Source organism: Paenibacillus jilunlii (genome assembly GCF_900102965.1).
Taxonomy (GTDB): domain Bacteria; phylum Bacillota; class Bacilli; order Paenibacillales; family Paenibacillaceae; genus Paenibacillus_AQ; species Paenibacillus_AQ jilunlii.
In genome coordinates, this window is record NZ_FNGM01000011.1 from 1 (window position 1) to 23,459 (window position 23,459).

A 23,459-nucleotide genomic window follows, 5' to 3' on the forward strand; every position below is an offset into this window, starting at 1 on the left:
GCTACCGTTTCCGGTAGTTATCCCAGTCTAGAGGGTAGGTTGCCTACGTGTTACTCACCCGTCCGCCGCTAAGCCAGGTTGGAAGCAAGCTTCCAACAAGACTCCGCTCGACTTGCATGTATTAGGCACGCCGCCAGCGTTCGTCCTGAGCCAGGATCAAACTCTCCAATTAGGTTTTTCCGGGTGGCTACTTCACCCGAATCACTCCGAGGAAATAACCATCCGAAAAAGATATTGAAAAGAGCGATTGCTCATTTTGAAACATCTGACGAGAATAAAATATTCTCTAATTTTGGATCTCACTTGCGTGAAATCCCACTCACTCGTTGTTCAGTTTTCAAAGATCAAGCTTGTCGTAGGCGATGATCATCTCGTCACCAGCAACTTTTATAATATATCATGTTTATCAATTAATTGCAACTCTTTTTTTCAAACAAGTTAGCTTATTAATCAAATATCCATGATTCCAATCCACAAACTTTTATATAATATCTGCGGCTGGATGTATAATATAACACGTATCTCCCGCTAAATACAACCTTAAATATTACCAATTATACACTGATCCCCACGCCCTCTAAAGGTTCACCGTGCAGGACTATTTACCCGCCAATAATCACAAGAAGCATGTAGTACCCACATTGTGTTAATGCAGGTACTACATGCTTGATGAGTTTAGCTTATAAATGATTTAGTTCGAAATCCATGGATTTTTGCTTTTCTTCGTTGTGTTTTTACGGGCATTCTGATTGGTGCGCTGTTTTGCAGAACTTTTGCTGCTGCTGTTGGCAGGCAGACTTGATGTCTTAACTTTTGCTGTGGACGATTTGTCACTGCCTTTACTGATCACTGCAGGTTCAGAACGTTCAGCTTCTACCGGCGGTGTTGTCTCCTGCTGAAAAAATTCAGGCTCTTGAATTTCAGGTACCCGGTTATGTGCATGATTCTCCACTCCTGGGTACATTGGATACGCCGGAATACTAGAGACCATAGGTGCTGCAAACGTACTTGGCGCTGCTGAATAAGCCTGCGGGCTCATATCTATTCCATACGGAGAGATCATTTCTGGCATCGGCTGCATATAACCGGGATAATTATTATACATGGGCTGCTCATAGGAATATGGTTGAACGGATTGTACCGGCACCCCTGCACCGCAACCGCATGATGGCCAAGGCAGATTCAGGGACGGTCCGCTGTACTGAGGCATGCCAAATGAGGAATTTTCACTGACAGGGCTGATGTTCTCATATACCGGCGCTGTATTCGGATACCAAGCTCCCGGGAACTCCGTTGCCGAATACAGGCCATATGGGGAAGGACAATCCTGCATATAGTTCGCCGGATGGACAAAGTCCGGGGCCGGGTTCATTCCCATTACAGCCATAGGCTGATAGTACGGATATGCCGGTTGGGAATCCAGGACATATGGATTTGCGCTTAAGCCCGGGTAGCCAAATGAATTGTCGCAGGGCGATGTTTTATTCTCCTGCCAGGAAGCCGGCTCGACCTCTGATTTGGATTTTCCCTGAGGCATCTCATAAGTCATCGCCTCCTGGGCCGGAACTGAAATTTGGACAAATAAACTCTGGGATTCATGAATCATTTCGTGAACTGGCAGCACTTCTGCTGCCTTGCTCACGACAGGCGACACTTCTGGAGCCTTATTCATTGCAGGTGACAGTTCGGGAGCTTTGTTCACTGCAGGCAACACCTCTGGAGCTTTGTTCATGATAGGTGACACTTCTGGAGCTTTGTTTATCACAGGAGCTACTTCAGGCTCTTTTGTTGGCGCAGGAGCCGGTTCAGGAACAGGAGCAGGAGCAGGCGGCGGCGTTGTTGAGACAGGCGATACTTCCGCAGGCGGCTGCTCTTTGACTCCGGTGTAATCTTTAGCACCCAGTTTTGTTTTGTCAATTATAGCAGTGGCCGCGGACTGGGGCTCTACAACAGCGGAATTTCCCTTTTTAGGGATATTGACAATTTCACCAACCAAGAGGGCATTTGGATTCTTCAACTGTGTATTGGCATCAATCATATCCTTCAGTGTAATTCCCCATGCTTTGGACAGTTTCCACAAGGTATCGCCTTGCTTGACAGTATGTTTGTAATAGACCTCATTATTTTCCGGAACGGGTACCGTAGCCGCAGGAATTTTCACCTTATCCCCAACGGCAAGCACATCAGGATTGCTAATCTGCGGATTAGCCTCGATGATTTTTTGCAGCGGCACTCCGTACTTTTGCGATAGTGCATACAGCGTTTCACCTGATTTGACCATGTGTATTTTCACGCAGCAATAACCTCCTAAAATTTTTGTTAGTGAGCATCAAAGCTTGCTTGTAAAGCATACGCCAGCTGTGTGGGCTTATACTTTTGTAAACGGCGTTGTACTAAAATAGCTTAGAAGCATATGCTTAAATTCCCTGAAGCCCTGCATCCTGTACAGCTATGCTGCAAACTCCGGTGCCGAAAGCCTTCCTCAGGTTATTCTGCTTCCAGGATCCTGATATACGGTACAGCCGCCTCCTTCGTTACTACATCTTATGCAGGCTATGGGCGATTGACATCCCTCAAGCAAAAAAAATCCTCTCATGCATGGCATGAAAGGATTTTTGCTTATAAATCTGAGCTTGTACTGCAGTCGAGGATTACTCCCAAACCTTATAGCCGTCCTTATCTACAACATTGCGGAACTCTTCAAGCAGCTGCAGCGTAATGGGGCCTGCCTGCCCTGAGCCGATAATGCGGCCGTCGATTTCACGTGCTGCAATCACTTCGGCAGCTGTGCCGGTGAAGAAAACCTCATCGGCAATATATACGTCATGCATAGTGAACGGCTCTTCTTTCAGAGTCAGTCCCAGCTTGGCGCATAGCTCAATGATTGCCAGGCGGGTAATGCCTTCAAGTGCGCCCAGGTAGCACGGCGGCGTGTAGACTATGCCTCTTTTGACAATAAAAATATTATCTCCTGAACCCTCGGTTACATACCCTTGGGCATTCATCATGATCGCTTCGTCGGCTTCCGCCAGATTGGACTGGATTTTGACGAGGATGTTATTGAGATAGTTCAGCGATTTGATCTTAGGATTGAGCGCATCCGGGATATTGCGGCGCTGGGAGACGGAAACCGCACGAAGTCCGTTCAGATAGGCCTGCTCCGGATAAATGGCCAGCTGTTCAACAATAATGATGACACTGGCTTTGGGACAGCGGCGGGGGTCCAAGCCCAGATTGCCGGGGCCGCGGGAAACGATCAGGCGGATATATCCATTGCGCATGTCATTCAGACGTATCGTTTCAGCCATAGCTTCCAGCATTTCGTCATAAGTCAGCGGAATATCCAGCATAATGGATTTGGCCGAATCATACAGTCTGTCCAGATGCTCCTTGCATTTAAAAATATTGCCGTTGTAGATACGGATGCCTTCAAATATACCGTCTCCGTATAGAAATCCGTGATCAAACACGGACACCTTTGCATTTTCCTTCGTTACATGTTGTCCATCCAAATAGATCCATTGCTCAGCCATGAATTTACTGCACCTCCGCTTTCTCTTCCTCATAGGTGTATGTGGGATACGATCCCAGAATCCGCACCTGGCAGCCCAAGGCTTTGATCTCTTCAATCGCCCCAGGCAGCAGGACCGATTCAATCGGTTCCATCACATCAATATAAAAATAATAAGTACCCAATTTCTTCTTGGTCGGCCGTGACTCTATACGTGATAAATTCAGCCGCCGCCAGGCAAATGCAGCCAGCACCTGATGGAGTGCTCCGGGAAAATCCTCCGGCAGGGTCACCAGGATACTGGTCTTGTCACCGCTGCTCTTCCGGGGAAGCTCCAGCTTCTGATGTCCAACAAGCACAAACCGCGTGAAATTGTTATTATGGTCTGTCACCTGCCGCTCTACAACCTCAAGCCCATGCGTAGCCGCCCCAAGCGCTGTGCCGATCGCAGCCCAGCCTTTGCCGGGATTATTCGAAACAATCTCCACTGCTTCAGATGTGCTTCCGACGGACTCCAGTTCGGCCCAGGGAGCGTGATCGCGGATAAATTGCAGGCATTGCGCCATGGCAACGGGATGAGAAAGGATTTTGACCACTTTCGTGTAATCCTTATGGCCTTCAGCGTCCGTGAATTCCTTGGGATTACCGATTAGATTCTGTATGGAAGGGAAAATCCACTCCGCCTGCATTGGCAGGTTCACTTCATTAATGAGCCAGTCAATATGCAGACTAACCGAACCTTCGATAGTATTCTCAATCGGAATCACGCTATAGTCCGTCACTCCATTGGCCGTAGCCAGAAAAACATTGGAGATTAGCTTATGATGCTCAATATTTACAGGCTCATCACCGAATAAATGCAGCAGCGCTTCATGCGACACCGAGCCCTGCGGCAACACTGCTATTGATTTCATAACTGTTTTTCTCCTTTTATCATATCCAAAAATGATCTGCTTTGCATCTGGTTTGTTTCAATCTGTTCTGCGACCACACCGGATGAACTGGGCGGCAGCCAGCAGGTCCGCGCGGGAATCCCATGCTCCTCCATCGTTTGTTTCAGAAAAAGCTCCAGCTCCGGCTTGCGGCTCTCCTGCCGGTCAACCATGCATAGCAGTGTGGGCCCTGCACCGCTCAGCGCAATTCCCAGTGCCCCATGCCCTGCCGCCTCGGCCAGCAGCTTCTCCATTCCGGGCACCAGTGGCGCCCGGTAAGGCTGATGCAAGCGGTCCTGCATGGCGCGGCCGATGAGATCGAGCCGGCCTGCGGCCAGGGCAGCCGTTAACAGCGAGGTCCGGCTGATATTATGAACAGCATCACTTACCGTAATCTGAGATGGAAGCACCCCGCGCGCTTTGGTAGTCGACAGCTCGAATTCAGGAATGACTACAAGAATCTCAAGCTCCTCAGGAGGCTCAATCCGGATGTAATCCGCATGCTCACCGTCCCAAACGGCTGTGATGATGCCGCCGAAAAGCGAGGCCCCCACATTATCGGGATGCTTTTCCAAAGCTGTGGCCATACTGAACAACTGTGCATTACTCAGGGGAGAACCAATCATGGCATTGGCCGCCGCCATTCCGCCGACTATTGCAGAAGCGCTGCTCCCCAGTCCGCGGGTAAGCGGGATATCGGAGTACATGGTGATGGAAAGCTCCGGAATGGCTACACCGGCCTCCGAAAAAACCATTTGCGCTACCTGGTAAAGCAAATTGCTTTTATCCTTAGCCACACCTGCCATCTCATCTCCGTAAAGATGAAATTCGGTCTCCGCAGCCTCCTCCATTTCAATCCAGGCATATAGTGAAAGCGCCATGCCCAGCGTATCAAATCCCGGTCCCAGATTAGCGGTGCTGGCGGGTACTTTTACTCTAGACCTTCCGTACATACTCATAGCTGGTAAAATCTCCTTCATTATTTTTGCGTGGAGCTGTCAGCAGGAATTCAAGGTTTAGCCTTCTACCCGATAGTGGCTCTTAATCCGGTGAATGACTTTAAGCTGCTCCAGATGCCGCATTACTTTATTCATACTCGCCTTGCTGGCATTGTGCGTCACGATAATAATCTCCGCATCCGGATTATTCGGATTGGCTTGCTGCACCACGGAATCAAGGCTGACATCATACTCCGCGAATACCTGCGTAATTTTGGCCAGTACACCGGCCTTATCATCTACATGCAGCAGCAGAAAGTTCTTATAGAAGATGTCTTCGTCACTCTTGAGCTTCTTCTGTTTGTAAGGCACAATCTGCTTCAGCCCGTTAACGCCCAGCTTCAGGTTCTTAATAACGGCGACCAGATCCGCTACGATCGATGTAGCTGTGGGCATAGCACCTGCTCCTGCACCATAGAACATCGTTTCTCCTACAGCCTGACCGTACACATATACCGCATTATACACACCGTTGACGGAAGCGATCGGGTGACCGGTCCGGATCATTGTCGGCTGCACGCTGATGCTGAATTCATCCTCATGACTTTCGGCAATGCCCAGCAGCTTCATTTCGTACCCCAGTCTTTTGGCAAAAGCAATATCCTCCTTGCTCACTCCGGAAATGCCGCTGACACTGACATCACTAAGCTCCACATTGGTCCGGAAGCCAAGTGTGCCGAGAATAGCCATTTTGCGTGCTGCATCCAGGCCTTCGACGTCGGAGGTCGGGTCAGATTCGGCATATCCGAGTTCTTGTGCTTCCTTCAGGACATCATGATAGGATGCGCCTTCCTGGCTCATTTTGCTCAATATGTAATTGGTGGTCCCGTTTACGATGCCCATAATCTTCACGATTTTGTCAGAGGAAAAGCCTTCGATAAGCGTGCGGATAATCGGAATGCCTCCGGCCACACTGGCCTCATAAAACACATCGCATTGCTTCTCCTGCGCCTTCGCAAGGATCTCCGAGCCATGCAGTGCCATCAAATCCTTGTTCGCCGTCACGATATGCTTGCCGCGTTCCAGCGCCTCCAGAATGTATTCCTTCGTTCCCGCGATTCCACCCATCACTTCTACGATGACGTCAATCTCCGGGTCGCGGATAACGTCCCAGGGATCATCGGTGATTGCAGCCGCATCCACTTCGATATCCCGGGGTTTCTCAGTATTCTTAACGGCAATGCGTTCAATGAGAATCGGAGAGCCCACCTGGCTGCTCAGATCCTCCTGATTTCCTTCCACGATACGGACTACACCCGTACCTACTGTTCCCAGACCCAGCAACCCCACTTTGACCGGCTTCATTTGAATCCTCCTAAAAGTTTGGTGAGCATGATTTCCCTGAATTTGCTTTGAACAAAACTACATCGAAAGCATAAGCTTAAATTTATGAAGCTATACTACTTAAACATTCTACGTAATAAAACTTGCTTCGTGAGCATTTACCTAAGTTTCGTGAAGCGGCATTACCCTTGCCCGATAATCAGGGCCCGCTTCACTCCGGGTATCGCCTTCAGGCTGTCCAGCATGTCGCCCAGCTCTTCGTTCAAATGCGAAATTTCCACGGAGATAACCACATTGGCCCGCCCCTGTAAAGGAATACTCTGATGAATTGTCAGCACATTGGCGCCATGAACAGCAACTGATCCCAACACCTTGGACAGCATACCCGATTCATGCTCCAGATCAATGGAGATCGTGACAATACGCTCCCGTTCCAGCTGATGGATTAAATGAATGCCATCCTTATATTTATAAAATGCACTGCGGCTAAGCCCAACCTGTTCCACACCCTCATGTACCGTCTTGGCATCACCTGCCTCAAGCAGCTGTTTGACCTGCATGGTCTTCAGCACAGCATCAGGCAATATGTCCTCGCGGACCAAATAATAGCGTTCTTTCACGAACGTCCTCACCCCAAAGACTTTTGTGTTTACATAGTGGACATTATACGGGATGACCGCTGTATATTGCAATAACTTTTCACTTACTGAGTCTAAATGCAGCAAAACCCCCGGATATCCAGGGGCAATCCTTTTAATGCATTATTGCCTTCTCAGCTATAGGCGATTGTCGTTCCGCAGTAATCACAATTCTTTGACTGGCCAGGCGAAACGGTATTTTGCGCTCCGCAGCCCGGGCAGCGGACAGATTTAGGCAATTGCGGCGGTACCGGTGCTGCTGCCGGCTGCGGAACAGGCTGTGCCTGTCCGCCGGCTGAACCCGGAAGCGAAGATAAGCCTTCCCGAAAATGCTCCTGGGGTGCTGCTGTGGTACGCCCTTCATTAATTACCAGTTCCGCAGCCAAAACCCCGTGACTCTGGAGATACAAGATATCCCGCCGCACATCGCTTTCACTTTGTCCGGTCTGTTCGGACAGATTCCCGAGGTAGCGTACGCCGTTAGCGTTGATCAGCTGCACATAGGCTTGGGCCAGCTGTGAAAATTTGAATCTGGCCTTTGCTGCACTGGCAGCGAAGCCGGAAGCAGGCAGCAGCAGAAGCACCGTAAACAATATCAGCATTGTAATCAAGGTAGCTGTATCGACGGCATCCGAAGACGTCATATAGATCACAAGCACCATCATCTGCACAAAACCGCCCACAAAAACGTGGTACAGCAGACTGATGTTGGCGGGTTTACGGTAATTTTTGAAGTGGCTGCCCATAAAGCGTATCAAGGCAAGTACCAGACCAAGCGGCATGAAAAGATAACCTATGATGATAATTGCATAATCAAATATCGTCCGGTCATATTTTGGCAAGCGGAGCATGTTCTGCCCCTCTTGCCCAGTCAACATATTCATGTAGTGCAATCCTCCTATTTCAGTGCCGCAAGCTCCCGGTTACGCCGCCGAAGCGTGCTGGCAATACTCTCGGCCAAGCTTTCTGTCTGCTGCCTCCAATCTGCCGGGGGTTCCTGCAATACAAGCAGCAATACTACATGATCATGCAGCAGAGAAATCTGCTGGCGGATGATATCCTCCGTCTCATATATCGCCGGGTCTGATATGGGATCGCTGTACTTGAATTGTTCTTCCAGATTCATGAGCAGCTGTTTCAATTCTTCCGCTCCCGGATTATTCCAGGTTCGGGCAATAGTCCCAATTTCCGTTATCTCCATCAGATGAAGACGAAGATTTCGGCCGGCATCAGCCGTTCTCTGCTCCTGGACCCCGGCATTCCACCCATATAGCCCAATCGCCCCCAGCGCTATGGTACTCAGGATCAGCACGGTCAACTGCTCTCCGGCATACCAGTAAGGCTGAAGCGCCAGCATCCAGTCCAGCACAATTGCCGAAAAGAAAACTACCGCCGTGTACACAGCCATAATTAAAGCCCCGCTCAAGAGGACTGGAGGAGTCCGCTTGGCGTTCCCGACAGTCCGCAGCCAGAACAGGCTGTAGGCATAAACTGCAGTTTCTGCAGTAAGCAGGGCAATCATGGATACCACTGTACGGAATACAGAATCCGCAAAACCCAGCATAACCAGAGACCCTAACGTGAGAATGACAACTGCGGCGTAAATCCCTGTAAACCAACTAACATATTTTCTATTTCTCTTCATGAGACTCTCCTTTTATCCGGCCCTTGTTCCACACTCCGGACAAAACTTCTGACCCGGCTGCAGCACATGTCCACAACCAGCACATGATATAACCACGCTGGTTCCGCAGTGCGGACAGAACTTGGCACCGGGCACGACCTGCTCCCCGCAGCTCCGGCAAGACGTGCTGTCACCGGGAGTGCCTTCTGCCTCCGGTTGCTGAAAGCTGCGGCCGCAGCCGCTGCAGAAACGGGCCTCAGCAAAATTGCCAGTACCGCAGCTTGGACATGTCTTGACTGTGTTGCCCGCTGCGGAAGTCCCGCCTTCCATGATGATGCCTCTGGTCATCCGGTTCATCATCTCGGAGGCCGGGCCGGCAAAACCAAGCCCCATCCCAAGACCCAGGCCTGTATTCATCATACCGGCACCAATACTCCCCGGATTCCCGGCAGCCTCCTCCATAGTATTGAAGCTGCGCTCCTGCTGGTAGGTGAAGCCGATAATGTCCATTTCCGCTTTTTTGGCCAAAGCTTCCTTCAGTCTGACCGTTGCCGGATCATCATCGGGAATACTAATGGAATCAATATAAAAGTTATTCAGCTCAATTCCGCTCTCCAGAAAGGTTGCAGCCAGCCGGCCTTGAATGTGCTTGGAAATTTCCGCTACGTAGGCATTAATCTCCAGTATGCTGATTTTTTTGTGGACCAGATAGGTAGAGATCAGCTCGTTGATATTGGACATCAGCAGCCCGCGGAAATAACTGACCAGCGTACCCTGATCAAACTGTGGCAACGTTCCCACCAGCTTTAGCAGGAACTTGCGAGGTTCTTCGATTCTGACACCGAACTGCCCAAAGGCGCGGACAGCAATCATTATTTTATATTTCGGGTCCTGAAGCTGCAGCGGTGCGCTGGTCCCCCACTTCACGTTCATAGAGTTCAGCTTGTTCACGTACCAAACTTCCGCAGTAAACGGCGATTTGCCGCCGAAGGGAAGGTTCACCAGATTAGAGAGAAGCGGAATGTTCGCTGTACTTAGCGTGTGTCTCCCTGCGGTAAAGGAGTCCAATGCCTGACCGCCTTTAAACAAAATCGCTTCTTGGGATTCATTGACGATCAGCTGCGTCCACGTTCCCAGTTCCTGGTTCGGATACTTCCAGGCAAATACGCCCGGAGGCCCGTCATATTTTACAACTTCGATGATTGCCATCTGCCTGTCCTTCTTTCCTGACCATAGGTATGTAGTATATATATCGGTTGTTGACTTGTAAATTTCCCTACTTAATTGTATACGACTTAGGTATAATTTGGGTTCCTTTTGCAAAAAAACGCCGGCCATGCCCCCTATCCGGGAAAGCACAGTCAGCGTTTGGTTTCACATTAAATCGGCAGCCTCTTAATAATAACTGCTGTTCTCCACGAACTCGAACTCAAAATCAGCGATTCGGACAATAGTCCCTTCCACAGCACCACGTTTGCGCAGTTCGGCATCCACACCCATGTGGCGCAGTGTGCGCGCGAGCTTAAGTATAGCATCATGTGTGCTGAGCTGCATCCGCTTCAGCATCCGCTCAATCCGCGGGCTGCTGACCACAAAGGCATCGTTATCCCGCGTAATGGTGAAGGAATTGTCCTCTTCCGCCTCGAGCTTGTATACCTTGCGTTCTTTGGTCTCTGCTACTTCTTCCACAACCGGAGCCACCGGGATGCTGTCGAGAAGATCTGTTGCCCGGTAGAGCAACTCCTGCACCCCCTGACGGGTAAGTGAAGAAATCGGCATAATCTCCAGATCCGGCCGAAGCTCCGATACCTTCTCGCGGAAAGCAGCCAGATTCGCCTCCGATTCAGGCATATCCATCTTGTTGGCGGCTACGATCTGCGGACGTTCAATAAGACCGGCATTGTATTGCCTTAGCTCGTCATTAATCTTCACCCAATCCTCAAAGGGATCGCGCCCTTCGGAGCCGGACATATCCACAACATGGATGATGATCCGGGTGCGTTCCACATGCCTCAGGAATTCATGTCCGAGACCTACCCCTTCGCTTGCTCCTTCAATAAGTCCCGGCAGATCGGCCATAACAAAGCTGCGGCCGTCTCCTACATCCACCACACCTAAATTCGGAGTAATGGTTGTGAAGTGATACGCACCGATCTTCGGCTGTGCAGCGGAAACGACGGAGAGCAGGGTGGATTTGCCCACGCTTGGAAAGCCCACAAGCCCTACATCCGCCATCACCTTCAGTTCCATCACGATATAGCGTTCCTGGCCTTCTTCCCCATTCTCCGCTAATTCAGGAGCTGGATTGGCCGCTGTGGCGAACCGGATATTCCCCCGGCCGCCACGGCCGCCGCGCGCAACCACTACCTGCTGGCCGTGGCGGGTCATGTCGGCAATGACTTCCTGGGTATCATCGTCGATCAATACCGTTCCCGGAGGAATGCGTACGATCATATGCTCGGCGTTCGCTCCGTGCTGGCTTTTGTTACGCCCTTTTACTCCGCGGTCCGCCTTGAAATGGCGTTGATAACGGAAATCCATCAATGTGCGCAAGCCTTCATCTACCCGGAAGATGACATCTCCCCCGCGTCCGCCGTCACCACCGGCCGGCCCGCCTTCCGGCACATATTTCTCCCGGCGAAAGGCCACCAGACCATCGCCGCCATCGCCGCCTTTTACATAAATCTTAGCCTTATCTACGAACATTCATGTTCACCTTCCTTACATTCCCAGAGGCAGCCGAAGCTTTACATTGGAATTACCCCGTTTAGGCTGCTCTGCTTTGATAATTTTTCCTTGTACTATATTATAAATTTGCCCCTGCAGCAGCTCGGGATCGCCATGATCCCCCTCGCTTTCGAAAGAGACCAGAATGTCTCCTCCATCCTGTGCAAAACCGAGCAGAAGCTTCCGTGTATCGCCTTCCGGGGCGAGTCCACTGTACTGGTAAGCCCTCACCGTCTGCATGATCACCTGTGTCAGCTCTTCTCCCGTATCCGGGCTGAGCTTGTTCTCCAGCTGCAGTCCTTCTTCTACCTGCACTTCCAGCTCCAGGCTGCTTCTGAAGGTGCGGAAAGACTGCAAATAGAACACAAGCGAAGGAATGCCGAGCTTAGCGATACGGCTGTCCAAGGCAATCCGCTCCTTTATTCTTCCCACACACTCCAAGGATTTATCAGGCTTGCCGAGCTGGATATATCCGTAAAGCACCTGCAGATCATTCATCCAGTCATGCCGGTGATGATTAAGTGTCCGGTTCGCCGCCAGCTGTAAAGTCTTCTCCTGTAGGCGCAGCTCCTCTTCAAAATGACGCCGGTTGTAAAAAAAGCTGTAAGCAAGCACCGCAGCTACCCATACGGCAAGCAGCAGGCATGTCAAAAGGGAAGTGTGCCAATACACGAGGCCTAAAGGAAGCATTACGGATAACATGACTGCCCAGATCAACCATTTCCAGGATTTCATTCTTTCTCCCCGTCCCTCAGTTCGCAAAATTCATGCCAATTTAACTGTTACTCTCCACTGATATTTACCATTTCCCAGTATAACACAGGCTTTCTCGGCAATCACCAGCATTTCAAATCCAGGTCTCTACTCTCAAGCAGAAACGGGAAATATAAGAATGATTTGTGGCGTGAACATATAAATCCTTATATCTTGAAAAAAAGCCCCCGGCACTCATGCCGGAGGCTTCTGCTTGCAATTTGATTTTGAAAGCTTACGCTTCCAGTGCCGCTGCTACCGGAGCGACATCAACCGGGTACACGCTCACTTTTTTGCGATCGCGTCCCCAACGTTCGAACTTCACTACGCCATCAACCAGAGCAAACAAGGTATCATCTTTACCGATGCCTACGTTTGTGCCCGGGTGGATTTTGGTTCCGCGTTGACGAACCAGGATGTTGCCGCCGGTAACTGCTTGACCGTCAGCACGTTTCACGCCAAGACGTTTGGAGTGGGAATCACGTCCGTTCTTAGTGGAACCTACACCCTTTTTCGATGCGAACAATTGAAGATCCAATTTCAACATGTTGGTCAACCTCCTTCTTTAAATAATAACTTCCTGTATCTTAATATACTTCCCGTATGAATCTGCGATATCACCGAGCATAAGCACCATGGATTCCAGCAATAGCTGAACCTTGGCGGAAACTTCAGGATCGTCCACCGGAACCAGGGTTCCGCTTAGAAAGCCATCCTTCATCGAAGTATCCAGAACAACGCCTGTCAGACTTTCAATCGAATTCACCGTTCCAACCGTGACGGTAGAAACACCGGCGCAGACGATATCCCTGCCGTTCTTCGCGTATTCCGCATGCCCTTTAACAGCAAAACCGACAATCGCACCTTGAGCAGAAGCCCGTGTAATCCGCACGTTAATCATTAACGCACCTTCTTACGCTTGAATCTTCTCGATTGTTACTTTGGTGTACGGTTGACGATGACCTTGTTTCTTGTGGTAGTTCTTCTTCGGTTTGTATTTGAAAACTACAACCTTCTGACCTTTACCATGCTTCTCGACTTTAGCTGTTACAGACGCGCCGCTTACCAGCGGAGTTCCTGCAGTCAGACCGCCGTCGTTGGAAACAGCCAATACACGGTCAAACGTTACGCTTGCGCCGTCTTCAGCATCCAGCTTCTCAATGAACAATACGTCGCCTTCTTGGACTTTGTATTGTTTACCGCCAGTTTCGATAATTGCATACATTGTACTTGCACCTCCTCATGTCTCAGACTCGCCTAGTCTAGGTGGCAAATTCCCGGAGGAACCGCGCTTAAGTACCCGATCGGAGCGGTTGCAGCATGTGCAGGATTAGAACAACCAAACACATACTTGAAGATAATATCACACATATTTCGTTCAGTCAATGGCAGAAAAAAACTATAACCCAGGCTACTGTAAAACTGGGAGCTATTCCAGCCACGCGCCAACTTTGCCTGTGCCTCCGCAGCATTGGCAAATCACCGGGGCAAAGCCCGCAGAGTCATGTCTCGCCTTCTTGCGGGTCATCTCCAGCAGTCCCAGATGGGTCCAGCCAAGAATATGCGTCTGTGTGCGGTCACGGCTGATGACCCGCTCCAGACGTTCCGTAACCATCTTCCGGTGCTCTTCACGCTGCATATCAATAAAATCAATGATAATAATGCCTCCCGTATCCCGCAAGCGGATCAGACGTCCGATTTCCTCCGCCGCCAGCAGATTCGTGCGCGTTACCGTCTCCTCCAGTGAAGTTCCGCCCGTGTATTGCGCAGTGTTGACATCAATGACGGTGAGTGCCTCCGTCTCATCCCAGATCAGTGTTGCCCCGCCTTCCAGGGTGATTTTACGTCCGAAGCTTCGATGAAGCTGCTCCTGCACCCCGTATGCGGTAAAGATCGACTCCTGTCCATGGTAGAAGCGGACGGGCTTGTGCTTCCCCGGAGCCATATCGTTCAGAAAAGCCTCCGCTTCCCGGACCGCCTTCGCCGAGTCAATCATCAGCTCATCCTGCTGCGGATTGAAGGCATCCCTGATGAACCGCTGGACAATGCTGAGATCCGAATGAAGCAGAGCCGGTGCCGCACTCTCCTGCGCCCGGCGGGTAATCATCTCCCATTGGGACCGGAGAAAGGAAAGGTCGCCTTCCACGGCCTCCGCCGGTTCATCCTCCGAGACGGTCCGCATAATAATTCCTTCTTCCTGCCGCCGCAGCCGCTCACCGATGGCCTTCAGCCGGGCACGTTCGGATTCCCGGCTGATTTTTTTGGATACACCGACATAATCCGCATAGGGCATGTACACCATCCAGCGTCCCGGAAGCGTATAGTGGGTTGTTACACGCGCACCCTTGCCGCCCCGCGGCTCTTTTCTCACCTGGACCACTATTTCCTGGCCGGGCTGCAGCAGCGTTTCAATGGAGGGCTTCACCTCCGGCTGCCTTTCCAGATGGGGATGCAGCACATCATCTACATATAAAAAAGCATTCTTCTTCTGTCCGATATCAACAAAAGCGGCCTGCATGCCTGGCAACACATTCATGACCCGTCCCTTGTAATAACTGCCGACCAGCCCTTGCTGCTGATCACGTTCGGCTGCATATTCGACCAGACTCCCGTTGTCCAGAAGAGCCATCCGGGTAACATGCTGCGTGCAATGAACGATCATTTGCTTCATGGCTTCACCTCTGGTTTCAATCGATCTTTCTCTGACATCTTAACAGCGGGATGGTTCAAATCCATATTTTACATTCCAAAATAAGAAGAGATCAGCTTCTGCTCCGGCACAACGGCCACGATGCTCTTCTCCTCATTCATCACATAGATAAAATGATATTGGTTCCGTTTAAATAGACGCAATATATCATCTAAAGGTTTCGCGGAAAAGGCAACAATTGGACGGGCGGCACTTCCCGATTGCTGGTACCGTTCATATACAGCTTCTCTGTTCATTAAAAAGGAAACGAAGCGGTAAGGCAGATTACGCTGGTCCGTAAGGTTCGAATAGAGCAAAAAAGCCCCGATCATCAGCAGGTTCAGCCGGAGCCCTCCACCAGTGCCAAGCGGCAGCATTGCATACCCGACCACCAGCACACTCGCCGCGATGCTCACTCTGCCGCACCATAGCAAAGTGGCATAGTAGGGAAGCAGCAGACTAAGCATCGCCTGAAAGATTTTGCCGCCATCCAGAGGGAGGACAGGCAGAAGATTAAATAACGCAATAATCGCATTGGCCTGTATAAAATAATCCAGGAACCTACTAGTGCCATATCCGGTCTGCTGGAGTCCGTAGGCCATGACGATCAGCAGCACATTCTGCAGCGGCCCGGCTATAGCGATGCCCATCTCCCGGATAGCGGTCAGACGCCCATGATCCTCCATCACGGCTACCCCCCCGAATGGCAGCAGCTGCACCGATTTCACCTGAACCCCGCAGAGCAGCGCTGCACAGACATGTCCCATTTCATGAATGAACACAATTGTGAACAACGTCAGCAGTTCCAGAAACTGGCCTGTGACCACAGAGAGCAGCATGATCAGAACAAACAGCGGGTGCAGCGACAGCTGGATTCCCCTGATCCTAATCAAACGATACCACTTCAGCGGGATCAATATAAGTCTTGTCTTTCATAATTGCAAAAAAAAGCAGCGGCACTGAAGCATTCTCCGTTTCCTCCAGCCAGCCCACAGCATCCCCGCTTTGCACCCAGTCATCCGCTGCCAGTTTTGTCCCGCTCAGATGCCCGTATTCCGCCGTTATATCCCCGGTATGGCGTACCGTGACCCGAATCCCGCCCTCCGCTTCTTTGGCAACGGACAGTACCCTTCCCGTATCTACACTTTTCACTGTCAGCGTATCGTTTGAATCTTCTGCAGGCATAATCTCCACACCATTCATAGTAGCAGCAAAAGGCCGGACAATACTGCCTGCAAGCGGGGTGCTCAGATCATGGGCGGCGGTTACCTTCTCTGCAGGCTGATCTTCGCCGCCGAAGATCGGAATGAATGCCGGCGCTCCGCTGAAATGCTCCTCATACCAGACCTGCGCAGCGGCAAAATCCATATCCCTGCTGAGCGCATCGGTAATGAATGACTGTGCTTTGAGCGCCCAGGGCTGCTGGATGGCAAAGATTCCCCACACCGCACCAAAAACAACAATGCTCGCGATGGTTCTCCGCATAAAACCCGAAGCAAAACGCGGCTTGTCCCCTCCCCCTTCATCCACCCAGCCCCCGCGCCGCTGCTTCCATAGGACCTCAGGGTCAGGCTCGCGGTCTGTGTTAAAATCATGGGCAGCGCCCTCTCCCCATTCCTTGAAGGTTGTTGTCTGGTCAGGGAGCGCATACAGCGGCGGCACAGTTGTCGTTTGCGGAGAATCGTCCACCTCCAGCAGGCTGCGGATGCGTTCCTTGCGGCGGCCTTTAATACCTGATTTCTGTTCCATATTGATCCCTCCGGCGGGCTTGTTTTACTTTTATTTTATGAAAGACCTGGGCTGATTTAGAACAAGCCCCGCCGGGACGGGAACAGAAACAAAAAACAAAACTGAACGGTTCAGATACACTTTGTGAGGAACTTCCTGCTTGAATCGTAACAAACTCAGGTGGAGCAGTGAACATAAATTCCTCTTCCGCTATCTAGCAACTGGCGCTCCTACAGGTGAATATACTTAAATCAACGCTCTCCATGAATCCTGCGGCAACTCTAAGTGGAAAAAGGTTAACTAATCTGCCCCAGCGTTCTGTTCCCCGCAGATGAAGTGGAAAAGGTACACTAATTCAGCTCATTTCGCCCATGGCGAGGTATAATAACCCAAATAAGTTCCTTTTTTCCACTTAAATCTCACGATTGTTGATTTTCGGGAAAAATAAGTTCCTTTTTTCCAGCTATCGCTTGTTCACCGGCTCCTGAGTCCGGATCGTCTGGAAAAGGTGAGCTTTTTGCAAAATAGCGTCTTCTCTGTCCGCTTCATGCTGCAGATGGACCCGATTGCTCCTGCACGCACCTCCGGCAACATTCAAGTGATCCTAATATAAGCACAAAGAGCCCGCTGCAGACTATCTGCAGGCAGGCTCTTTCTCTGAAGCTTGCTAGGCTGGCCGGAACCTTGAGTCCGTTCAACCCATACCGAAGAACTTCTTCAACTTCTTGAAGGCCCCCGGTTTCTTGTCCAGCTGCATCAATGGCACCGCATCCCCCAGTATCCGCCGGGCGATATTGCGGTAAGCGATTGCCGCTGCCGAGTCGGGATTCATGACGGTAGGCTCCCCGCTGTTAGCTGCCTTGATCACCAGTTCGTCATCCGGAACAATACCAATCAAATCAATATTCAGCACCTGCAGGATATCCTCAATATCCAGCATATCACCTGTTTTGATAAGCCCGGGCCGGATCCGGTTAACAACCAGCTTCGGCGATTCTACATGCGACTGCTCCAAAAGGCCAATAATCCGGTCCGCATCCCGCACGGCAGCATGCTCCGGCGTAGTCACAACAATCGCCTTGTCTGCTCCGGCAATAGCATTGCGGAAGCCATGCTCGATCCCGGCCGGACAATCGATCAGGATGTATTCATACTCCTTTTTGAGTTCAAGAATAATATCCTTCACCTGCTCCGGTGTAACGGAGGTCTTGTCTTTGGTCTGGGCCGCAGGGAGCATGTACAGCTCATCAAAACGCTTGTCCTTGACCAGCGCCTGATTCAGACGGCAGCGTCCTTCCGCAACATCGACCAGATCATAGATGATGCGGTTCTCCAGCCCCATAACCACATCCAGATTCCGCAGTCCAATGTCGGTATCGACCAGACATACTTTTTTGCCCTGCAATGCAAGCGCGGTGCCAATATTGGCCGTTGTGGTTGTTTTGCCCACTCCGCCTTTGCCCGAGGTTACGACAATCGCTTCTCCCATGGAGGCTACACCCCTTTAAAAACATTTAAACCCTGACGTAATTTGACTATATTATGAATTTTGTCAATTTGCATAGCACCGCTCGATAGATAGGCAAATTCCATGCTGCTTTCCCGGGTTCCCCATTCATCCGGTGGGCGGCTGATAACGTCAGCAATCCGCAATTGTGTAGGCGACAGCAAGGATGCGGCAATAATGGATTCCTCATTGCCGCCCACCCCGGCATGAGCCATTCCGCGCAGTGCTCCAAGAATATAAATATCACCCGTACAGGTAATCGACCCTCCGGGATTCACATCACCCAGGAACAAAAGATTCCCTTCATGGTGCAGGACCTGTCCGGAACGAATCATTCCGCTGACCATAAACAGGGCATCAGTGTCCTTGTCGCCTGGTTCTTCCAAAGCTTCAACGGAACGGATCAGCAGATTGCCCTGGCTCTTCAGAATGTCCAGCACAGCTTCCTTCTCTTCTTCGGACACCGAACGGCTGCCCAGCTTAATGTCCACATGCACAATAGGTCCGGTCAATATATTCTGATGGCTGTGCTCCAGCTTATACCGAAGCTCGCTTAAGAGATCTTCAAAGGGGCACTTGTCGTCTAGCAGGAATACCAGGCCATCCTTGATGCCCTTGATCCTTACATGCTTGGATTGTACTGTCATTTGCCTGTCCCCCCATTCTCATTCATTCGTGCCGGGCCAGGCAAATTCCTTCTTTCCCATGTAAGAAAATGCAGTCCGGCTTTACACAGCCTCTTCCTTGTGTGTCTCTTTCTTCAGCCGTTCAATCTGCTTGCGGAGAGGCACGTAGAGGAGCAGGGCAACAGCAAAATGAAATAACATGGTAGGCAGCATGTGATGCAGCAATGCCCAGTTATAAGGAACCTGGCTTAAATTAAATACGCTGTAAATGGCAAAAAGCACACTGTCTTCAAGCAGACTGCCCAGCAGCACCACCGTCATCATCAGCGGCAGCGGCGCACGCGGCAGCTGGAATATCAAGCCGATCAAATAAGCTGACACTCCCATTGCAAAGGAATGGGCACCAAGAATCCGGCCATAAAACACCACATCATGCAGCATCCCAAAGGATAAGCCCAGGATAAGTGCGGTATGGCGGTGATGGTATATCGTTACAAACAGAATCACAATAAAAACTAGATTCGGAATAATCCGCATCTCCCAGGCATTCGGGAGCAACCAGGGCATAATCGTGCCTTCTAGCATAAACAAGACAATTAACAATAGAATTAGGACGGATCTGCGCATCTTCACTATTCGGCACGCTCCTGCGTAAAGACAACGAACAGTTCCTTCCAGTCCTGAAAACCCGCCGCCGGTTTGATGATTGCCGTTGAGGTCAACCCGTATTCCCCTACCTTAACACTTTCAACCGTTCCGATGATCATCCCGCGCGGGTAGACTCCCCCAATACCCGAGGATATAATCTTATCCTTCACGGCTATCGGATCTCCTACCGGTATTTTGTTCATCATCAGCATACCGGATTGCTGGTCATAGGATTCAATCATTCCGAAGGTCTTCCCTTCCTTATTGAAGACGGTCGCTGCAATGGGCGGCTGGGAGTTCGGATCATTCACATCCATCATGGTCATCAGCTTCACGGTGGAGGTGAAATTGCTTACCTGGCTGATTACCCCAACCAATCCCTCTACGGAGGTCACGGACATATTCAGTTTAATTCCGTCCTTGGCTCCAAGGTCAATAACCAGTGTGTTGTTGCTCGGCTCGGTCGTCAAGCTGACGACGTTAGCGATTCGGTAATCATAATTGTACAGATTTTTCTGCGCCGTAGTAAATTTTAGTTCTTTTTTGTACCATTCATTCTCCGCCTTGATGAAATTATACTGAGCTTTTTCGCGCGCAAACTGGGCAGCGAGGATTTTGAGCTCCTCATTCTCCTCGGCCAGCTCATGCAAATTCCCGATATCTTGGAACAAGCCCGCTACATATCCAGCGGGCTTGTAGAACAGGTTCTGCACGAAACCGGTCGTATCTCTCAGGAAATTCTCCGGCCAGGACAAGGATTTTCTGGTCCCCAGGCTGAAACCCATGACAACGATAAACATGACCAAGGCAATCAATAATATGAACAAACGTTTATTATTAAACAGCTTAAACAGTTTCAACACCCTCTAACAAACGTATTTCTCCCATATCAGGGGTTGACGTTCACAGACAAGCCAGGTTCTAACGCTTGGAGCGAAGACTGGAGCCGGTGCGGCTTTTGAAGAGATGAATATTCTCCAGCGCTTTGCCTGTTCCAATGGCAACACAATCCAGCGGATTCTCAGCGACGATCACAGGCATCCCGGTCTCGCGGGCCAGCAGCTTATCCAAATTGCGCAGAAGGGCGCCGCCGCCGGTAAGAACAATGCCCCGGTCCATAATGTCGGCTGCCAGCTCCGGAGGGCATTTCTCCAGCGTGACCTTCACAGCTTCCACAATAGCATTAACAGTATCCGATAACGCTTCACAAATCTCATCAGAGGTAATAGTCAGGGTCTTGGGCAGTCCGGTCACGAGATCACGTCCGCGGATCTCCATCGTTTCTGTCTTCTCAAGCGGCAGGGCGGAACCCACATCCATCTTGAGCTGCTCCGAGGTGCGTTCCCCGATCATGAGATTATACTGCCGTTTGATGTACTGGATGATGGACTCATCCGCCTCGTCTCCGGCAACCCGCACCGAACGGCTGGTTACGATACCGCCAAGAGAGATAACAGCTACTTCAGTCGTACCGCCGCCGATATCGACGACCATACTGCCAGTCGGTTCCCATACCGGCAGGTCCGCACCAATGGCAGCCGCAAAAGGCTCCTCGATTATATAAGCCTCACGTGCGCCGGCCTGCTTGGTAGCATCCTCCACAGCACGCTGTTCCACAGCAGTGATGCCGGATGGCACACACACCATCACATTCGGATGGCGCTGGAACATCGAACGCTGTTTCTGCGCCTGGCGGATGAAATATTTAATCATAGTTGCCGTTGTATCAAAATCGGCAATAACCCCGTCCTTCATTGGACGAATGGCACGGATATTTCCCGGCGTGCGGCCGATCATTTTTTTGGCAGATTCGCCTACCGCTTCAATCGTCTTGGTATCTGTATTAATGGCCACAACGGAAGGTTCTCTGACAACGATCCCCTTGCCGCGTACATAGACGAGCGTATTCGCTGTCCCCAGGTCAATTCCTAAATCTTTCGTAAAACCACCTAACATGCTTGTATTCTCCTTTTCCTTGTATATCTACCCAATTGTATTACATGAATCCTTTTTCCTTCAAACTTATAAATCTGCTGTCTCCAATGATCAGGTGATCCAGCACATCGATTCCGACAATCTCCCCGGCCTGAAGCAGTCTTGAGGTTAAGGAGATGTCTTCCGGACTGGGCGTAGGATCGCCGCTCGGATGATTATGTGCGCATATGATTGCTGCGCTGCTGCATTTCATAGCTGCCCTGAACACCTCGCGGGGATGCACGATGGAGGCGTTGAGGCTGCCCATGGATAATGTCTCCTGCGCAATAACATGATTCTTCGTATTCAGAAAAAGGCAGACAAAATGCTCTTTCTGCAAGTAACGCAGCTGCTCAGTCAATATCTCCGCCGCGTCCTGGGGACTGCGGATGATGACCGGCTCGGTCAGCCGGGAGTTTGCCATTCGTCTTCCCAGCTCTATGCCAGCTTTGAGTTGCACGGCCTTGGCAGGGCCGATGCCTTTGATATTCGTCAGTTCTTCAATGCTTAGGTCCGCCAGCCCGCGAAGACTGCCTGCTACCCCCAGCATCCGCTGGGCAATATGAATAGCCGATTCCGCCCGCGTACCTGTACGCAGCAGAATGGCCAGCAGCTCCGCTTGGCTTAATGATTCCGCCCCATAATGCATCATGCGCTCTCGTGGTCGTTCTTCATGGGGGAGGTCCCGCAGCATAAATGTTTGCGACTCCATCCCTATCCCTCTTTCCTAATAGCTCCGCTGCCGGCCCAGCACCGAGATGCCAAAACCCGACAGCATCTCCCCAAGCAGCGACAACGGCAATCCGACCACGTTGAAATAACAGCCCTCAATCCGTTCCACCAGGGTGGCGCCCAGCCCTTGGATCGCATAGGAACCAGCCTTGTCGGCAGGTTCTCCGGTCGCTATGTAAGCGGAGATTTCATCCATGCTCATCGCTCTCATGGTTACAGAGGTTACCCGGTGCTCTACCACGGTCTTCCCTTCTGGCAGCCCTATGCAAGCTACTCCGGTGTATACCTGATGTGTCCGGCCCTGCAGCAGCTGCAGCATGTCTCTGCTGTCCTGCTTGTCCGCCGGCTTGCCGAGCACTTGGTTCCCCAGCACCACGATCGTATCGCTGCCGACGATAACGGCAGCACGTTCTCCGGCAGAAGGCAGTACAGCCTCCGCTTTGCGGAGCGCAAGGCTGCGCACAATTTCTGCGGGCGTTAAGCCTGGCGGCGTGCTCTCGTCAGCATCGCTTGAGATGACTTCAAAGGGCAAGCCCAGCAGAGTTAACAGCTCCCGGCGGCGCGGTGAACCCGATGCAAGAATAATCATTCGTGAGTTGTCATGCTCCACTGAATAAACGTCCCTTCTCAGTAAACATCGAAGCTACAGCCTCCGGTAGAGCCAAAGGGCCGTTATAATCCCGGCAAGACTGAGCAAGCACAGTTTCAAATGAATAGTGATGTCATAGGTTATGATGTCCAAATCGGCTTGCGGCGACCATTTGAGTACAGTCGAGGCTGTAAGAAAAGACAGACCTTTTACAGGTTCCAGCAGTTTGGCGATCCACGCCCCGGCCAGCCAGCCCAGAATAAGAAATAACAGCAGTATTCCCACATTTTTCTTCTTCATCTAAGTCTTCCCTCGCCATTTTTTGACACCCTAATTATTATACGGTGAAACGGGGTTCAACACAAACGCAAAATCGGGTACGGAAATGATTACCACTCTCCGGCAAGCATAGACTGATGTAAAGCCAGCCGGCTGCAATTGCAGACCCTTTACACCATCTGAGCCTGGAGGCATTGGAAACAGATCATTTATGAATATT

The 23,459-nt window shown here is 50.9% G+C and carries 25 protein-coding genes, 1 rRNA gene and 1 other annotated feature; all 26 genes read right to left on the reverse strand.

The features are described from left to right. Nucleotides 1-172 (reverse strand): 16S ribosomal RNA (locus BLQ82_RS18435); the annotation flags it as partial. 519 nt (nucleotides 173-691) lie between these two features. Beyond that, nucleotides 692-2,293, reverse strand: a complete 1,602-nt coding sequence (locus BLQ82_RS18440; RefSeq protein ID WP_143013490.1) for a LysM peptidoglycan-binding domain-containing protein — start codon at nucleotides 2,291-2,293, stop codon at nucleotides 692-694. A gap of 358 nt (nucleotides 2,294-2,651) precedes the next feature. Next, nucleotides 2,652-3,533 (reverse strand): branched-chain-amino-acid transaminase, encoded by an 882-nt coding sequence (gene ilvE, locus BLQ82_RS18445; RefSeq protein WP_062521278.1) that lies wholly within the window; start codon nucleotides 3,531-3,533, stop codon nucleotides 2,652-2,654. Nucleotides 3,534-3,537: 4 nt separating this feature from the next. After that, a complete protein-coding gene (pheA, locus tag BLQ82_RS18450) occupies nucleotides 3,538-4,425 on the reverse strand; it encodes a prephenate dehydratase (RefSeq protein ID WP_062521281.1) in 888 nt (295 codons plus the stop codon). After that, entirely contained in the window at nucleotides 4,422-5,402 is a 981-nt protein-coding gene (gene thrB, locus BLQ82_RS18455) for a homoserine kinase (RefSeq protein ID WP_062521282.1), read from the reverse strand. The genes pheA and thrB overlap by 4 nt, the downstream gene beginning before the upstream one ends. Before the next feature lie 57 nt (nucleotides 5,403-5,459). Then, on the reverse strand, nucleotides 5,460-6,746 hold the full coding sequence (locus BLQ82_RS18460) for a homoserine dehydrogenase (protein WP_062521284.1): 1,287 nt from the start codon (nucleotides 6,744-6,746) through the stop codon (nucleotides 5,460-5,462). A 161-nt stretch (nucleotides 6,747-6,907) separates the two neighbouring features. After that, the gene (locus BLQ82_RS18465) at nucleotides 6,908-7,345 is read right to left on the reverse strand and encodes an ACT domain-containing protein (protein ID WP_020429271.1); all 438 of its coding nucleotides are present in this window, start codon (nucleotides 7,343-7,345) and stop codon (nucleotides 6,908-6,910) included. Nucleotides 7,346-7,497: 152 nt separating this feature from the next. Next, complete coding sequence (locus tag BLQ82_RS18470; protein ID WP_062521286.1) at nucleotides 7,498-8,247, reverse strand: zinc ribbon domain-containing protein; 750 nt, start codon at nucleotides 8,245-8,247, stop codon at nucleotides 7,498-7,500. A 14-nt stretch (nucleotides 8,248-8,261) separates the two neighbouring features. After that, nucleotides 8,262-9,008: a hypothetical protein gene (locus BLQ82_RS18475; RefSeq protein ID WP_062521288.1), complete on the reverse strand. Its 747-nt coding sequence runs from the start codon at nucleotides 9,006-9,008 to the stop codon at nucleotides 8,262-8,264. A gap of 12 nt (nucleotides 9,009-9,020) precedes the next feature. After that, the gene (locus tag BLQ82_RS18480; protein ID WP_062521289.1) at nucleotides 9,021-10,196 is read right to left on the reverse strand and encodes an SPFH domain-containing protein; all 1,176 of its coding nucleotides are present in this window, start codon (nucleotides 10,194-10,196) and stop codon (nucleotides 9,021-9,023) included. Nucleotides 10,197-10,382: 186 nt separating this feature from the next. Then, nucleotides 10,383-11,693: a GTPase ObgE gene (gene obgE / locus BLQ82_RS18485; RefSeq protein ID WP_062521291.1), complete on the reverse strand. Its 1,311-nt coding sequence runs from the start codon at nucleotides 11,691-11,693 to the stop codon at nucleotides 10,383-10,385. A gap of 15 nt (nucleotides 11,694-11,708) precedes the next feature. Next, complete coding sequence (locus BLQ82_RS18490; protein ID WP_062521293.1) at nucleotides 11,709-12,449, reverse strand: Spo0B domain-containing protein; 741 nt, start codon at nucleotides 12,447-12,449, stop codon at nucleotides 11,709-11,711. Between the two features lie 253 nt (nucleotides 12,450-12,702). Then, nucleotides 12,703-13,014: a 50S ribosomal protein L27 gene (gene rpmA, locus BLQ82_RS18495; protein WP_020429282.1), complete on the reverse strand. Its 312-nt coding sequence runs from the start codon at nucleotides 13,012-13,014 to the stop codon at nucleotides 12,703-12,705. An 18-nt stretch (nucleotides 13,015-13,032) separates the two neighbouring features. After that, a complete protein-coding gene (locus BLQ82_RS18500; protein ID WP_062521295.1) occupies nucleotides 13,033-13,368 on the reverse strand; it encodes a ribosomal-processing cysteine protease Prp in 336 nt (111 codons plus the stop codon). A 12-nt stretch (nucleotides 13,369-13,380) separates the two neighbouring features. Further along, the gene (rplU, locus tag BLQ82_RS18505) at nucleotides 13,381-13,692 is read right to left on the reverse strand and encodes a 50S ribosomal protein L21 (RefSeq protein WP_020429286.1); all 312 of its coding nucleotides are present in this window, start codon (nucleotides 13,690-13,692) and stop codon (nucleotides 13,381-13,383) included. A 14-nt stretch (nucleotides 13,693-13,706) separates the two neighbouring features. Then, nucleotides 13,707-13,792: a sequence feature (ribosomal protein L21 leader region), on the reverse strand. A 104-nt stretch (nucleotides 13,793-13,896) separates the two neighbouring features. Continuing rightward, nucleotides 13,897-15,138 carry an Rne/Rng family ribonuclease gene (locus tag BLQ82_RS18510; protein ID WP_062521297.1) on the reverse strand — a complete coding sequence of 414 codons (1,242 nt, stop codon included), beginning with the start codon at nucleotides 15,136-15,138 and terminating at the stop codon, nucleotides 13,897-13,899. 68 nt (nucleotides 15,139-15,206) lie between these two features. Continuing rightward, on the reverse strand, nucleotides 15,207-16,049 hold the full coding sequence (locus BLQ82_RS18515; protein ID WP_062521299.1) for a M50 family metallopeptidase: 843 nt from the start codon (nucleotides 16,047-16,049) through the stop codon (nucleotides 15,207-15,209). Beyond that, nucleotides 16,042-16,905, reverse strand: a complete 864-nt coding sequence (locus tag BLQ82_RS18520; protein WP_062521301.1) for a M23 family metallopeptidase — start codon at nucleotides 16,903-16,905, stop codon at nucleotides 16,042-16,044. Before BLQ82_RS18520 ends, BLQ82_RS18515 begins: the two co-directional genes overlap by 8 nt. 673 nt (nucleotides 16,906-17,578) lie before the next feature. Continuing rightward, the gene (minD, locus tag BLQ82_RS18525; RefSeq protein ID WP_062521302.1) at nucleotides 17,579-18,373 is read right to left on the reverse strand and encodes a septum site-determining protein MinD; all 795 of its coding nucleotides are present in this window, start codon (nucleotides 18,371-18,373) and stop codon (nucleotides 17,579-17,581) included. A gap of 5 nt (nucleotides 18,374-18,378) precedes the next feature. Continuing rightward, a complete protein-coding gene (minC, locus tag BLQ82_RS18530) occupies nucleotides 18,379-19,038 on the reverse strand; it encodes a septum site-determining protein MinC (RefSeq protein WP_062521305.1) in 660 nt (219 codons plus the stop codon). 81 nt (nucleotides 19,039-19,119) lie between these two features. Next, the gene (gene mreD, locus BLQ82_RS18535; protein ID WP_074648380.1) at nucleotides 19,120-19,650 is read right to left on the reverse strand and encodes a rod shape-determining protein MreD; all 531 of its coding nucleotides are present in this window, start codon (nucleotides 19,648-19,650) and stop codon (nucleotides 19,120-19,122) included. Beyond that, nucleotides 19,650-20,528 carry a rod shape-determining protein MreC gene (gene mreC, locus BLQ82_RS18540; protein ID WP_062521307.1) on the reverse strand — a complete coding sequence of 293 codons (879 nt, stop codon included), beginning with the start codon at nucleotides 20,526-20,528 and terminating at the stop codon, nucleotides 19,650-19,652. Before mreC ends, mreD begins: the two co-directional genes overlap by 1 nt. 58 nt (nucleotides 20,529-20,586) lie before the next feature. After that, a complete protein-coding gene (locus BLQ82_RS18545; protein ID WP_042267339.1) occupies nucleotides 20,587-21,621 on the reverse strand; it encodes a rod shape-determining protein in 1,035 nt (344 codons plus the stop codon). Between the two features lie 40 nt (nucleotides 21,622-21,661). Further along, nucleotides 21,662-22,351 (reverse strand): RadC family protein, encoded by a 690-nt coding sequence (radC, locus tag BLQ82_RS18550; RefSeq protein ID WP_020429304.1) that lies wholly within the window; start codon nucleotides 22,349-22,351, stop codon nucleotides 21,662-21,664. Nucleotides 22,352-22,366: 15 nt separating this feature from the next. Next, complete coding sequence (locus BLQ82_RS18555) at nucleotides 22,367-22,960, reverse strand: Maf family protein (protein WP_062521310.1); 594 nt, start codon at nucleotides 22,958-22,960, stop codon at nucleotides 22,367-22,369. Nucleotides 22,961-23,014: 54 nt separating this feature from the next. Further along, nucleotides 23,015-23,260: a DUF4321 domain-containing protein gene (locus BLQ82_RS18560; RefSeq protein ID WP_020429308.1), complete on the reverse strand. Its 246-nt coding sequence runs from the start codon at nucleotides 23,258-23,260 to the stop codon at nucleotides 23,015-23,017. Between the last annotated feature and the right edge of the window lie 199 nt (nucleotides 23,261-23,459).

Excerpts from the sequence above, each read along its gene's own strand:
- rplU (WP_020429286.1), bottom strand. The coding sequence starts at position 13,692 with ATGTATGCAATTATCGAAACTGGCGGTAAACAATACAAAGTCCAAGAA.
- minD (WP_062521302.1), bottom strand. The coding sequence starts at position 18,373 with ATGGGAGAAGCGATTGTCGTAACCTCGGGCAAAGGCGGAGTGGGCAAA.
- BLQ82_RS18480 (WP_062521289.1), bottom strand. The coding sequence starts at position 10,196 with ATGGCAATCATCGAAGTTGTAAAATATGACGGGCCTCCGGGCGTATTT.
- ilvE (WP_062521278.1), bottom strand. The coding sequence starts at position 3,533 with ATGGCTGAGCAATGGATCTATTTGGATGGACAACATGTAACGAAGGAA.
- BLQ82_RS18500 (WP_062521295.1), bottom strand. The coding sequence starts at position 13,368 with ATGATTAACGTGCGGATTACACGGGCTTCTGCTCAAGGTGCGATTGTC.
- BLQ82_RS18545 (WP_042267339.1), bottom strand. The coding sequence starts at position 21,621 with ATGTTAGGTGGTTTTACGAAAGATTTAGGAATTGACCTGGGGACAGCG.
- radC (WP_020429304.1), bottom strand. The coding sequence starts at position 22,351 with ATGGAGTCGCAAACATTTATGCTGCGGGACCTCCCCCATGAAGAACGA.
- BLQ82_RS18520 (WP_062521301.1), bottom strand. The coding sequence starts at position 16,905 with ATGGAACAGAAATCAGGTATTAAAGGCCGCCGCAAGGAACGCATCCGC.
- pheA (WP_062521281.1), bottom strand. The coding sequence starts at position 4,425 with ATGAAATCAATAGCAGTGTTGCCGCAGGGCTCGGTGTCGCATGAAGCG.
- BLQ82_RS18490 (WP_062521293.1), bottom strand. The coding sequence starts at position 12,449 with ATGAAATCCTGGAAATGGTTGATCTGGGCAGTCATGTTATCCGTAATG.
- BLQ82_RS18510 (WP_062521297.1), bottom strand. The coding sequence starts at position 15,138 with ATGAAGCAAATGATCGTTCATTGCACGCAGCATGTTACCCGGATGGCT.
- obgE (WP_062521291.1), bottom strand. The coding sequence starts at position 11,693 with ATGTTCGTAGATAAGGCTAAGATTTATGTAAAAGGCGGCGATGGCGGC.
- thrB (WP_062521282.1), bottom strand. The coding sequence starts at position 5,402 with ATGAGTATGTACGGAAGGTCTAGAGTAAAAGTACCCGCCAGCACCGCT.
- BLQ82_RS18560 (WP_020429308.1), bottom strand. The coding sequence starts at position 23,260 with ATGAAGAAGAAAAATGTGGGAATACTGCTGTTATTTCTTATTCTGGGC.
- BLQ82_RS18470 (WP_062521286.1), bottom strand. The coding sequence starts at position 8,247 with ATGAATATGTTGACTGGGCAAGAGGGGCAGAACATGCTCCGCTTGCCA.
- BLQ82_RS18460 (WP_062521284.1), bottom strand. The coding sequence starts at position 6,746 with ATGAAGCCGGTCAAAGTGGGGTTGCTGGGTCTGGGAACAGTAGGTACG.
- minC (WP_062521305.1), bottom strand. The coding sequence starts at position 19,038 with ATGACAGTACAATCCAAGCATGTAAGGATCAAGGGCATCAAGGATGGC.
- rpmA (WP_020429282.1), bottom strand. The coding sequence starts at position 13,014 with ATGTTGAAATTGGATCTTCAATTGTTCGCATCGAAAAAGGGTGTAGGT.
- BLQ82_RS18475 (WP_062521288.1), bottom strand. The coding sequence starts at position 9,008 with ATGAAGAGAAATAGAAAATATGTTAGTTGGTTTACAGGGATTTACGCC.
- BLQ82_RS18555 (WP_062521310.1), bottom strand. The coding sequence starts at position 22,960 with ATGATTATTCTTGCATCGGGTTCACCGCGCCGCCGGGAGCTGTTAACT.